The organism is Pseudomonas rustica (assembly GCF_049959085.1).
Taxonomy (GTDB): domain Bacteria; phylum Pseudomonadota; class Gammaproteobacteria; order Pseudomonadales; family Pseudomonadaceae; genus Aquipseudomonas; species Aquipseudomonas rustica.
The window spans coordinates 5,735,264-5,748,533 of sequence record NZ_CP188200.1; the positions used below are offsets into that span (position 1 = coordinate 5,735,264).

General features: G+C 58.6%; 7 protein-coding genes. 2 read left to right on the top strand and 5 right to left on the bottom strand.

Going from position 1 to position 13,270, the window contains the following annotated elements:
- Nucleotides 1-175 precede the first annotated feature (175 nt).
- The gene (locus ACP3TY_RS25990; RefSeq protein WP_400648153.1) at nt 176-454 is read left to right on the top strand and encodes a helix-turn-helix domain-containing protein; all 279 of its coding nucleotides are present in this window, start codon (nt 176-178) and stop codon (nt 452-454) included.
- A gap of 83 nt (nt 455-537) precedes the next feature.
- Here the strand turns inward: ACP3TY_RS25990 and ACP3TY_RS25995 are convergent, their stop codons facing one another.
- The 3 genes from ACP3TY_RS25995 to ACP3TY_RS26005 are packed head-to-tail and all read right to left on the bottom strand — an operon-like array spanning nt 538 to nt 2,302.
- Nucleotides 538-1,209, bottom strand: coding sequence for a GNAT family N-acetyltransferase (locus ACP3TY_RS25995; protein WP_426618799.1), 672 nt, complete (start codon nt 1,207-1,209; stop codon nt 538-540).
- Nucleotides 1,210-1,221: 12 nt separating this feature from the next.
- Nucleotides 1,222-1,668, bottom strand: a complete 447-nt coding sequence (locus ACP3TY_RS26000) for a GNAT family N-acetyltransferase (RefSeq protein ID WP_008078822.1) — start codon at nt 1,666-1,668, stop codon at nt 1,222-1,224.
- Between the two features lie 10 nt (nt 1,669-1,678).
- Complete coding sequence (locus ACP3TY_RS26005) at nt 1,679-2,302, bottom strand: FMN-binding negative transcriptional regulator (RefSeq protein WP_426618800.1); 624 nt, start codon at nt 2,300-2,302, stop codon at nt 1,679-1,681.
- Nucleotides 2,303-2,394: 92 nt separating this feature from the next.
- On the opposite strand from ACP3TY_RS26005, the gene ACP3TY_RS26010 reads away from it, so the two are divergent.
- The gene (locus ACP3TY_RS26010) at nt 2,395-3,948 is read left to right on the top strand and encodes a PLP-dependent aminotransferase family protein (RefSeq protein ID WP_426618801.1); all 1,554 of its coding nucleotides are present in this window, start codon (nt 2,395-2,397) and stop codon (nt 3,946-3,948) included.
- A gap of 2 nt (nt 3,949-3,950) precedes the next feature.
- Here the strand turns inward: ACP3TY_RS26010 and ACP3TY_RS26015 are convergent, their stop codons facing one another.
- Together ACP3TY_RS26015 and ACP3TY_RS26020 are read right to left on the bottom strand one after the other, a co-directional pair.
- Nucleotides 3,951-8,513 (bottom strand): dermonecrotic toxin domain-containing protein, encoded by a 4,563-nt coding sequence (locus tag ACP3TY_RS26015; protein WP_426618802.1) that lies wholly within the window; start codon nt 8,511-8,513, stop codon nt 3,951-3,953.
- A gap of 157 nt (nt 8,514-8,670) precedes the next feature.
- Nucleotides 8,671-13,257: a hypothetical protein gene (locus ACP3TY_RS26020; protein ID WP_426618803.1), complete on the bottom strand. Its 4,587-nt coding sequence runs from the start codon at nt 13,255-13,257 to the stop codon at nt 8,671-8,673.
- Nucleotides 13,258-13,270 lie beyond the last annotated feature (13 nt).

Genomic DNA, 13,270 nt, shown 5'->3' on the forward strand with positions numbered 1-13,270 from the left:
ATTGTTTTGCAGCTTTATGGAAATAGCTGGGGAATATCTGCATTTTGTTGCAGTTTTCTTAGCGCCTTTGCCCTTTGAATCGCAATACATTGCAGATTGAGCGCTGATTAGTTCATCAGACTCACTCCAATATGGCTGTGAAGCCTACTGCGTTAAAAAAAGCGGAGGTAATGATGTGGGAATGACAGTTGCTGAGCGAATGGTGCTAATGGAAAGCATCCAAGAGGCAATCGCTGAGGGCACACTGGAAATCGGTGAAGCCGTTCGGCGTTTACGCGTGGAAGTGACTGGGTTGCATCAAAACCAGTTCGCAAGGATGTGCAAAATTTCAGTCCGTACATTAGTTCATATCGAGCACGGTGAAGGTAATCAGACGATGAAGTCGTTGAATGCAGTGTTCCGTTGTTTCGGGATGAAAATGAGCGTGGTGCGCATCCGTAGGGACGTGGGTTAAAGATCAAAAGATCGCAGCCTGCGGCAGCTCCTGCACAGGTCAATGTAGGAGCTGCCGCAGGCTGCGATCTTTTGCTTTGTGCCTTAACTACGGCACTCAACCAAGCCTTTCAGCTGTCCATCCGGCGTCTGATTTTCATCGCTCAACCAGCGCTCGAACCCGGCGCCAATCGCCGGCCATTCCGAATCCACAATCGAGTACCACGCGGTGTCGCGGTTCTGGCCTTTGACCACCATGTGCTGGCGGAACACGCCTTCAAAGCTGAAGCCCAGACGTTCGGCGGCGTATTTGGAGCGGGCGTTGCCGTTGTTGCATTTCCATTCGAGGCGGCGGTAGCCGAGTTCGAAGGCGTACTTGCCCAGCAGGTACACCGCCTCGGTGCTTTTCGGCGAGCGCTGCATTGGCGCGCCGAAGGTGACGTGGCCGATCTCGATGCGGCCCTGCGCCGGGACGATCGACATCAGGCTGAGGATGCCTTGCACCTGGTTGTTCGCACGGTCGATGACCGCGAAGAAATACGGATCGCTGGCGGCCGCATGGTTGTTAAGCCAGGCGTCGAAAACGCTGCGTTCCGGGAACGGGCCGTAGGGCAAATAATCCCAGAGTTTCGGGTCGGCGCCGGGGCCTTCGAGGGCGGCGAACAGTTGTTCGCCATGGCGCGCCGGGTCGAGGCGTTCGAGGCGAATAAAACGCCCTTCGAGCAACGTGGCGGTAGGGGCGGGGACGCCTTTCCAGTCAGCCGGTGAAATGATCATGGGTGCCTCTCCTTAAATGGCTTTGCGAAACTGGATGAAGCCCGGGCGCTCGGCGATGCGCTCGTAGAGCTGGATCGCGGTGGCGTTGGATTCGTGGGTCAGCCAGTGCACTTTGCAGCAACCGTCAGCCTTGGCGGTGGCGTAAACGTGTTCGATCAGCAGGCGGCCGACGCCGGTGCCGCGTGTTTCCTCGGTCACCAGCAAATCCTGCAGGTAGCAGGAATTTTCGATGCTCCAGTTCGAGCGATGATAGATGTAATGCACCATGCCTACCGCTTTGCCATCGGCCCAGGCCAATGCTGCATGAGTCGGTTCGCTCGGGTCGAGAAAGCGCTGCCAGGTGCTGTCGGTGACGGCGTCCGGCAGTTCGGTGTTGTAGAAACGCAGGTAGGCCTGCCACAACGGCAGCCACGCGGCGCGGTCGGCGGCGCTGACCTGGCGAATGTCGATCTGACTCATGGTGATTTCCTTAGCGCATCAATTGGGCGAGGGTTTGATCGTTGATTTCGGGGCTGGCGGCCAGACCTTCACGCACGCCGGCAATGTCTTCGGCGCTGCGGTTCTGACTGAGTTTGCGCTTGCCCTCGAGACGGTCGATGGGAATGGCAAAACCGACAATCGCCTTGAGCATGCCGTCGATGTAATCGGCGGGCGCATCGGCGACGGACCACGGCTGGGCGCGGCCGGCTTCATGACGGTCGGTGAGGGTGCTGACGATGTCGAGCAGGCGTCCACCATCGCTGAAGGTTTCGGCGTGGCCATAGGCATGCACGGCGATGTAATTCCAGGTCGGCACGACTTTGCCGTGCTCGGCCTTGCTCGGGTAAAAACCCGGGCTGACGTAGGCGTCGGGGCCGGCAAAAATCAGCATGGCTTCGGCGCCGTCGCGCAGGTCTTTCCATTGTGGACTGGCGCGGGCCAGGTGCCCGTACAGCGTGCCGTACTCGCCTTGTTCGCAATGCAGCAGCACCGGCACATGGCTGGCTTGCAGACCGTTTTCGCCATGAGTCACCAAAATGGCGAGGCGGGTGGCGAGGATCAGTTCGTGCAGTTGGGACAGTTCTTCGATGGCAAAGGCGCGCGGCGTGTACATGGACAGATTTTCCTTGGCGAATGCCTGCATCCTAGGCAGGCTATTGGTCTGTTGTAAGAGCCATTGATGACCAATTTCATAGGTCCATTACCATGCCTGATTCGTCGACACTGTCCATGCCCTTCAATCCCGCCGGTATTGAGCTTGATCGCCGGCAGGGCCTGAGCCGCCAGCTCTATCAGGCATTGCGTCTGCGCGTACTCGATGGCCGCTTGGCCAGTGGCACGCGGCTGCCGGCCAGTCGCGATCTGGCGGCGGCGTTGGCGATTTCGCGTAACAGCGTGGTGCGTGCCTACGATCAGTTGTATGCCGAAGGGTTTATCGAAGGGCGGGTCGGCGACGGCACTTACGTCGCACAATTGTCGGCACCACCGCCCTCAGCGAAAAAACTATCCACAAAAGTATCCACAGGGTTTTCAACAGGCTTACCCACAGCCTTATCCACAAATTGGCTGGATTTACCTGTGATTCCATCCAGTAAAGTTATCCACAGCGATACTTTTTCACGCATCGAAAACAACCATTTGGCCAAGCCGCCGAGTGGTCCGCCGCGTGCTTTTCGTGTCGGTGTGCCGGCCTTCGATCTGTTCCCTTTTGAGGTCTGGGCCAAGCTGAACGCGGCTTTCTGGCGCAAGCCGGATTTGCAGCAGCTGTGTTACGGCGACCCGGCCGGTGATGCGCGTCTGCGCGCAATGATCGCCGCCTATCTGCGCAGTTCGCGCGGCATGCAGTGCAGCGCTGAGCAAATTGTGATCACCAGTGGCGCGCAGCAGGGCATTAGCCTTTGTGCACAGTTGCTGGTGGAGCCGGGCGATGGGGTTGGAATTGAAAATCCGGGGTATCGCGCCGCTGGTCACGCGTTCGCCGTTGCGGGTGCGCGATTGCGTGGAATTGCGGTGGACGAGGAGGGGATTGATTGCGCGGCATTGGCGGCGGCGACGGATTGCCGAGTGGCGTATGTGACGCCGTCTCATCAATACCCGACCGGCGTGGTGATGAGTCTGGCGCGACGTCTGGAGTTATTGGCCTGGGCCGAGCGCACGCAAGGCTGGATCGTCGAGGACGACTACGACGGCGAGTACCGTTACACCGGCGCACCGCTGGCGCCATTGGCGGCGCTCGATCGGCAGGGCCGCGTGTTGTACGTCGGCACTTTCGGAAAAGTCGCATTCCCGGCGCTGCGCCTGGGTTATCTGGTGTTGCCGCCAGCGCTGGTGGATGCCTTTTCCCAGCGCCGCGCGGTGGACGTGCGCCACTCGGAAGTGAGCACGCAAGCGGTGATGGCCGAGTTCATGGCGGCCGGGCATTTTCAGCGGCATATCCGGCGGATGCGCCGTGCCGCATTGAGCCGGCGCAATACCTTGTTGGCCGGTTGGCCGAGCGATATTCCCGGCGTCGGCAGCCTGCCGAGTGTGGCGGCCGGTCTGCATCTGACCATTGCCGTGGACACACTGGCCCGTGAGCAACAGTTGATCGGTCTGGCCGCCAGTGTCGATGTAGAGATCAACGGTTTAAGCAGTTATTGGCTGCCGGATTCAACCTTGCCGGCGGATCAACGCGCCGGCCTGGTGCTGGGTTTTGCCGCCGTGCCCGAGGCAGCGATCAACACTGCGCTCGGGCGATTGAAGAAAGCCTGGCGTGACTGAAATCAGTTTTTCCCGGAAGCACCGGCCACTGGTTTCTCCGGTATGGGCAGATCAAGAAACAATTTGCGCAGGTCTGGATCGCTCAACTTGCGCAACACGCCATTGATCGGCTCGAAAGCGTTCAAGGTTTTTTGCTGATCCGGTGTAAGGGTCGCAAGGTAACTGTCGGCGACTTTCAGGTGGGCGGTGGTCGGTTGATCCGCCGGGGTTTTCAGGGTTTTGTAGTGAAAGTGCGCGACCCACAGGGGTTGGTCGTTGTTTGCCTTGTCGAGAATCCGGAACTCCTGAAAATAATCGCCGAACTGTTTCGTCGGGATACGTCCACGCTCGTCGCGAGCGAGGCTGAGTTGAGCATTCTCGTGCATCCATTTGAAGTTGGTTTGAGTCGGTTTGCGCAGTTTGTACATGCTCGCGCGGATGTCCACGCCTTCGCGCCTGACCCGTGTGGCCGATTCACGCATTTCTGTACTCAGACTGGCAATAGGGGGAACGCTTTTTTTTGCCGCACGCAAGTTGCTCAAGGCTTGTTCGACGTCTGTTGCGCTTTGCTCCAGTTTCCGCGCGTACTGTTCGTGGATATCTTGCATATCGGCAGGGATCCGTGAAGGGCGCAGTGCGTCTTTTCGGGTGCGTTTGAGAAAATTCGGGCAATCGAGATTCAGTAGAAGGGCATTGTCGATGGTATCGAGATCATCGCGAACCGGGCTTAGCGCGGGGCGTGTGTCGGGAAGGATTCTGTTGATCGGATCGGCACTGCTTTTCTCAGGTACGGCAGGTGCGGGTTCGCGTGGTCGGGTCTTGTAAACCTTGATCATCGCGCGCGACGGACCGGGTTGCTCGGTGGTGGTGGCCTTCCGTTGCTGCAGCGTCGGATCATTCAGCAACAAGGAATCGAGCCGGGCCTGAGCCAGTTGGCGAAACTCTTCGATCAGTGTTCGCAGATGCATCACGCGCGGGCGCTTGACCTGTTGCGGGAAGTTGTCGAGTAGCTCCTGCAGACGCTGGTCGGCATCGTTGAAGGTGTCGACGAAGTGGCTCATTTTTTCCAGAGTGGCTGAGGGTTCGGCCATCGGTGCAGGCTCTTTGATCAGCATCGCCAGATCCTGTGCGGCGCTCGCCGCATTGACAATAATGCTGCCCATTTGATCGCGTGCCTGATCCATCAGTGGCCCCGTTGTTTCCTCCATGCAGGGCTCATGCGACATGCCAATTTCGTTGGCTTTGAACTCCAGGGCGGTGGCAGACGGCAACATGGCGCGCAGTTGCGCCGCTTTGGAAATGCCCGTTTTGCCGAGAGGTTTCAACTGCTCCAGCGAGGTATCAGCGAGACTCAGTTTTTCTTCCAGTTGCTGGCCCAGCTCGATGGCCTGAGCAATGGTCGCAGCGTAGCTCGCGCGTTGCGCCGGCGGATCATCGGGCCGGGTGAGATACAGCGGTTCAGTGGTCTTGGTGTAGGCGTGCACTTTAATGACGTACCACTGAGCGATGTTTTTTTGCAGCTCGATGGTCAGGCGCACCGTGTCGTAGAGATAACCGACCGAGCCACCCTTGGTGCGCCATTCGCGAAGATGTTCCAGGGCTTTCTGGTATTCGCCAATGGTTTCCTCGAGTTTTGCCGCGTAGGCGTTCGTGACGGTTTGCATCGTTTGCTCGGTGGCCTTGAGCCGCGCATCGAGGGCTGCGCGCAATTCGGTCTTGAGGGTTGTTTCGCGATCTTTGAACGCTTGCAGGGTACTTTCCAGTTCCAGTTTGCGATGAGCGTTAACATGCCTGAGTTGCTGAATCCGGCTTTTGCGCCCGCCACCCCGCAGACGCAGGCGTGTGTCGATGTACCACAGACCTTGCAGACCGTGGGTCAGCAGCGGTCCGCTGCGGGAGGCGTCATGTGGATCAAGGATCGTGACTTGTTCGTTGATATCCAGATGAACTTCGAACCAGCGTTCGCGCACTTGCGCGTAGGTCTTGTCCTCGAGTTGATAGAGGTGGGGCGGTTGGTCGTTGAGCCTGATCATGTCGTCTTGGGCCAGATCGGGCGCCTCGACCTTGAGCGTGTCCAGGTAACGTCCCAGCGCGGTCGGATCGCGTCGAGGAACCGATCCGCCCACCTCGACGGAGGTGCAATGCGTGCTCGGCAGTTCACCCCGCAACGGCTCGGCGTCAAAACGTGAAATGACCAGTGCGTTATCGGTTTTACGCAAGTCGTCGACGAAGTGTGGCTCCGGCTTCAGCTCACCCGCCACGCGTCGGCGATGCCGTACGGCGTGATGGGTCAGAATAATTCCCAGAGTCAGCAATACATTGGCCAGCGAGCTCCATTCGCCGAGACGATCACCGCGCGTATGGGCGTCGAGTGCCTGCTGGATTTCTTCAATGCTTTGCCACACCCATACGGCAGTTCCGAGCGCGCCACTGAGGCAGTTGGAGGCGACATTGAACAGACTCCAGCTGCTTTCCTGCAGCAGTAGCCAGCGTTGGTCGGCGTTGGACATCGATTGACGATCCGCCAGTTCGACCAGGGCTTTCGCATTTCTTTCAAACAGCGCCTGAAAGCGATCGCCGGTGATGTCGTCATTGCCGAAGCTCACGTGACCGAGTCCATCGAGGCGCAGGTTGGGGTCGGACAGTTGCTGGGTGATCAGCCAGGGCGACGGCAAACCTACAGGGAACACGTATTGCGCGTATTCGAAACTCAAGTGGCGGTCAGGCAACCAGGCCAGTACCGAGTCCCTGAGTTCGCCCGGTTGATGCAGCGCGTACAACAGATTCTGTCGGGACGGGAATTGCAGCAAGGCCGGTTCGAACAACGGGCGATAGAGGATGCAGGGGCCACTGTCAGGATCAGTCGGGCCAATGATGAACATGTTGGTCACGTTGTCCGCAGCGCTGACCAAGCGATGCTGTGGGATCAATGTCAGCGGGCAGATCGATATTTTCTGTGAGGACACCACCCGCTCACCGACCAGCTGGCAGATATAGGCGTAGCCGGTTTCATCAAAACCGCTCTGCGAACGCACTTTGCTTTCAAGCGCCGCCAGCGGCAGCAGCAAGCGCAGTTGTTTTTGATACAGCCCGGCCTGACGTTTGTTTTCCTGTGGATCGTCGATCAGTTGGCGTTTGATCAACTGCGGATAAACGCTGCCGATGTCGATTTGTCGGGACAGATTCACCAACAGATCGACCGTCAGCCAGGCCGGAACGGTTTCAGCCGTTTTGAAGCGCAAAGTGGCCTGATAGGGCGCGGTATTTTCCAGGGCAAATTGGCCGAGGGTTCGCGTGTAGGTGTCGAGCGCGTTGGGCAGGGTCAGGTCGCCGGCGGTGAAGCTGTTGGTGATGGTTATTTCCAGTTCATCCAGCGGCAGTGTCGATGCGCCTTCGGCGTGTTTGTCACGAGTAATGGCTTCGCGCATCAGGCGTTGAGCAAAGCGGTCGATGGGTTCGATCAGATCTTTGCCGGCTTTCATCTGCGGATCGCGGTAGAGCTTGCCCAGACCGGTGATGTACTTGCTGTAAGCCGTCAGATCCTTGGCCGAGGCGCTGTGCAGCCAGGCGGGGATCGCTGATTCGAGTTTGTCGAGGCGGGCCTGCTCGTCCGCAGGCACCACCGGCGCACTCAAGGTGGCCGGAGCGGATGAGGCCGAGCCGTCGCCAATCGCGACAATCGCGTCGAGTTGCGAGGCGACCAACGCCCAGGCCATTTGATCGAAAATATCTCCTTCGGGCTCGAACAGGCGCCACTGCATCGGACGTCCATTCAATTGCTCTGAGATACGCGAAGGCAGTGATGCGCCGAGGGCGTCCATCGAGGCAAAAGACTCGTAGCCGCTTTCAATGGTGTACATCAACACCAGCTCGCGCTGCTCAAGTCGCGCGCGCATGACCAGCGCGCCGCCGAGCAGCAGGTGGGCGATGCTGGTGCTTTCCAGGGTATCGATATCGACCAGACCGGCCTGAATGTCGCTGAATTCGCCGTGCACCGCTTGCCGGGTTTGCTTGTCCGGCGAGGTGAAAATCACTCGGGCCAATGCGCATTCTTCATCGCTCCAACCCTGTACCTGCGTGATATCCAGCGCTTTGCGCAAGGCGTCGGCGAGTTCTTGCCAGCGCGGCAGGCTGCGGTCGTCGTTGTTCCAAAAATCCAGTTGGCGTTCCTGATACTCGACGAACAACAACGGTGCGTTGTCATTGAGTAGCCGGCCGATCTCTTCGATGTCGACCGCCAGATGTCGCGGTGTTGCAATGTCGGGTTCCAGGGTGAGGAAATGTTCGGCAGCCATGAAATTGGCTGAGACGCTGTACAGATTAAGACGAACCAGTGCATGGCTCAGTGATTCGAAACGGGTGATCCCGGCGACTACATGACCGTTTTCCTCACGCCATTGCGGCGTGCCGATCATGCATTCATTCGGGTCAAGGGCCAGGTCAGGATACAGCGCACGCAAGGCTTCACTGAGCATTTGTGCGGCGACATCACCCAGCGTCGGGCCGTGGCTGGTCAGATTCACCAGCCGGCTTTTGTCGAGCAAGGGTGTGGAGCTGTGGGAGGACAGGGTGACCGGGGGGCTCATGTTCAAAATTCCAAAGCGGTCGAGGAAGCTGGATTGCCTCCTGCGTAAACCCCGAAAGTAATGAATGGCCGCCGGACGATGGTGGTACATAGATATTGTTCGGTAAAAAAACTGTGGTGAGGGCGCAAGGTCCCTCTCCACAGTGACAGCGGCAGATTCAGGCCACGGGCGCGGTGGGCGGCTTGACCGGGAAAAACAGGGTTTTTGCCAGTGTCACGCCGATTTCGCTGCGGTAGATGGCGATCACCTCCTGGGTACTCGACGCGTTTTCCAGGGAGTAACCGCTGCCGAGCAATCGTTGCTCTTTGGTTTTAAGGTGCGCGGCGCTGAAAAACTCATCGGCGGTATTGGCTCGTTCATAGTGAAAATGCGCGTACCACAGCACCGCTTTGCTCTTGCGATCGCGAATTTCGTATTCCTGCAGAAAGTCTTTCTTCGAGCCTTTGAGCTGCCGGCGACCAGGGATTATCTCGATCGTCACCTCTTGCTGAGCGAGCAACCACTCCACACGCGGCGCGGTGGGCAACTGGCGTTTGGTCATGTTCACCCGCAGCGTATGACCTTCGCTTTTCAGTAGTTTTACTGCCACTTCGATTTTCTGTTTGAGCTGCGCCGCCGTGCTGGCTTGCGCATGAGAGGAGGGGCCGGACGCCAGCGACTGGTCGATGGCTTTGGCGGTGTCGCTCAGTTGCGTGGCGTGACGGGCGAGGGCTTCTTCGATTTCCACCGGCAAGCGATTCGGCTCATGGGCGCGGGCCTTTTGCTGTTCGATAAAGCCTTGCACCGCATCCAGCAGCGTCTGCCCTGAACTCATGGCGTTGCTCAAACTTTTGGCGGGCAGGGTTTTCGCCGGTTTGCTGCGCAAGCGCTGCACCCACACGCCGGGTTCCTTCTCGTGGAAGGTTGCCAGCACCTTGCCGGTGAGGCTGGCTTTGACGTCTGCAAATTGCGCATGACCTTGTGCTTCTTTGCGCGGCACCGCGAGTTGCGTGCCTTTGAAGCGGGTCTTGATGACTTTTTTTGCCGGTGCCCGCGACGGCCCGGGCTGCGGATGTTGAGGGCCACGATCACGCAGCAGCTGCGACAGTTGTCGGGTACTTTGCTGGCCGAACTCATCGATATTGAGCTGCAGTTGCGCAAGCTGATCAGTCAGCATCTGTTCGGCAAACTGCTGGGGCAGATCCTGCAGCCGGGAATCGATACTGACGAATTGTTCGACCAAAGTATTGAGCGCCTCAATACGTTGCGGGTCGCTGAGCTGATGGTCTTCGCGTTGCAGATCGAGCGAGTTCTGGATCGCCAGATCGGCCTCATCAACCAGGCGCTCGACCTGCTCGCGCGCCTCCTCGAGTGCGCGGCCACTGCCTTCTTTGACGCAAAATTCGCGCGCCAGGGTAATCCTTAACGCTTTCATGTCCTGCACGTCGAAGACCGGCAACTTCTGTTTGAATTTGCTGACGACTTGCGCGGCTTCTTTGCCAAGCACGCTCAGTTCGTTAAAACTCGCCTGAGCCATTTCGATGCGCTCGATCATCAGCGTGGTCAGCCGGCGCATCTCCTGGTAGGGCGCGTTATCGGTGGGTCTGTTGCCGGCCTCTTCTTCGGCCAGCAGGGTCAACGTCAGATCCAGCGACGATTTGAATGCGGGTCCGATCTGCTCGATCCACGACTGGTTGAAAAACAGCTGGGAGCTGAGCATTTCAACCATTGAAGCGCGGTATCGTGGCACCGCATCAATGCGGTTCAACTCCTTGATGTAGCCGATAGTGTTGTCGTAGGTGCGGATCTGCGCTTCAAGCTTTTCCAGAAACACCGCTTCGTGCGCCTTGTACGTCTCATCGGTTGCCGACGTCAGCGCTTTGCGCGCCGCGATCAATGCGTCTTTGGCAGGGCTGAGATTATCGTTGAACGTTTTTAGGTTCTGGCGCAGTTCATCGATCCGTTGCGCATTCTTGCGTAGCAGATCGGCCTTTCGGCTCTTGAGGCCGCCCCCGCGCAAACGCAGGCGCGTGTCGATGAACCAGCGTCCCTGACGATTGTTAATCAGCAATGGCCCAGAGCGTGGCGGCTGTTTGCGGGCGTCGATGATTTGCACATCTTGCTGTTCATTGAGGTGCACCTCGAACCAGCGCGTACCCACTTTGGCGTAACGTTTTTCACCCAGGGCGTAGAGGTGTTGTTGCGCACCCTCGCTGATGGGCTGGCCGAGATCTGGCGGTGGGTCGATGGCGAATCGCTCAAGCGTCTGGCCAAGGCTCGTTGCTTCACGATTGAGCGCGCCGAGAATGTGGATGGCCGACTCATGGTTGCCTGGCAGGTCAACGGGCGCGATGTCCGCCAGCTGTTTCAACTGGATCTTACCGGGGCGCGACAGTGTTTCGATGAGTGGGGTCTTGGTCTTTGCGGGTAACTCATCTGCACGTCGTGCCGGCTTGCCGCGAGTCGCTGCGCGATGCGCCAGCACCATGGCCAGTGACAGGAGCAAATCGGTGAGCGCGCTGGCGGCCAGCTCACGATCGTCGTTGTGGGTCGCATCGATGGTCTGTTGCAGATCATCGAACAACTGCCATATCCACACCGCCGTGCCTACGGTCGGGTCGAGAAACGGCAGGACGGCGTTGAACAGTTTCCACGCGCCTTGCTTGAGCGTCGCCCAATGGCTTTCGGCGTTCGATAAGGATTGCCGGTCAGCGAGCTCGATCAGGGCATTGGCGTTGGCGGTGAACAAGCTGCGCAGGTAATCACCCTCAAGCACATTGCTACCCAGCCGCACCGGGGTGTTGAGGTTGATGTTCAGCAGTGGATTGGTCAGCAGCTCGGCGAATACCGCGAGGTCGGGCACGTCACCGTGGTAAATGAAGTTCGAATAGTTGGCGCGAACGCTGTCCGGCAGCCAGGCGAGCACTGATTCACGGATCTTTTTCGAGTGTTTGATCGCGTAGATCAGGCTCGACGGCGTCGGGTACTGAGTCAGCGGGTTTTCCAGCAGCGGACGATAAAGCAAGCACGGCCCTTTGCTTTGATCACGCGGGCCGATCACGAACATGTTGGTGACGATGTCGGCGCTGTCGTCGGTCTGTTGATCGAGCACAAACGATAACGGACGGATGACGATTTCCTGATCATCGACCCGCCGCGCTTCACCCGCCGCACTCATCACGGCCACGATGTAGCGGTAACCCTGCTCATCGATAGCGCCTTCTTTGCGGATCTTGCATTGCAGGGCCAGCAATGGCAGCTGCACCTGCAAGTGCGCGCGGTACAGCCTCGACAACTCTAAAGATTTGATCGGGTCATCAACCAGTCGCTCCTTGATCAGTGCCGGGTAGGTTTTGCCGATATTGACCGTGGTCACCAACCCTTCGACGTAGGTCGGGGTCAGCCAGTCCGGAACCGCTTCACCGGTGGTAAACCAGAGCACTTTATTGCCGAGCGGGACGGCAATCAGGTTTTCCAGAGCCAGCTCGGCAATGCTCAGTGTGAGTGTTTCGCTGGAGCCCGTTGCCTGGGTGCCCCAGACCACCGGGGTGGTAATGCTGATGCGCAGGTTCTTGAGTTTTAGTTGAGTGGCCTGCGGGTGGGTCTTTTCAATTTGCCGCCTGAGACTTTTCAAGGCAAAGCGCTCGATGGGGGGAATTTCATCGTCGAAAGAGGTGGTGCTGCTCTGCCGCACGGCGGCCAGATCCATCAAATGTCGGCTGAAGGCACTGAGGTCGTTGGGAAGCGCTTGGGTCAGCCAGTCTGGCAACAGCGGATCGATGCGATTAAAGCGCGCATCGGTCTTGTGGACGTGGTGGGCGTTGGCCTGGGTGACAGTCGTCGGCGCAGGACTACTGAAGTCCAGCTCGCCCAGCGCCTGCGCTTGCAGAGCAATCAGCGTGCAGGCCTGGGTGTCGAAAAAATCGCCCTCGGGCTCAACCAGCCGCCAGTCGAGCGGGCTATCAGCGGACAAGCCAGCGGTGAACATTCTGAGATAGTTGCCCAGTGCTTCGAATGACGAATGAGTACGAAAACCCATGATGATTGAATGCGTAAGAATCAGGGTGCGCTCACCGAGCTCGCCGATGACCACAGCAATGTCCATAGTGTTCAGGTGCGTAGGCGTTTCGCCGGCGCTGTCCAGATCGATCAGGCAGACGCGCGTCTGATAGGGGTCGTGAGGCTTGCGCGTGGCACGATCGGGGTAGTTGAACACAAGGCGCGCGAGGGCGAGTTGATCGGCATCCCAGTGTTTGGCCTGCTTGATGTTCCAGCGTACGCGCAAGGCCAGCGAGAGCTCCTGCCATCGCGGCAAGCGAAGAGTGACCGGCTGATTCCAGTAATCAAGTTGCTGTTCCTGGTAGGCGGAGAAGAGGATCGAAACGAGCAAGTTGAGCTGACGTCCGACCGCGTCGATATTGACCGGCAACTGGATGGAAGGGCTGGCGCCCGGTTGCCGGGTCAGGAAGTGTTCGCCGTCGATGTACATGACTGGTTGGCGCGCGATCGCGTGACGCAACAGTGCGTCGGTCAATGATTCGAATCGGGTGGCGCCGGCAACGATGTGCCCATCCCGATTGATCCAGGACGGTGTTCCGACCATGACCAGATCGGGGTTGAGTTCGAGTGTCGGATACAGCACGTTCAGTTCTGCGCGCAGCACCGTGGTGGCGACTTCTCGCAGAGACGGGCCAGTGACCAGTTGCGTCAGCAAATCGGTGGCGGGGACGGATAGGTTTGGCGCGTTGGGCTCGAGGGTGGGCATGTGCAGATCCTTC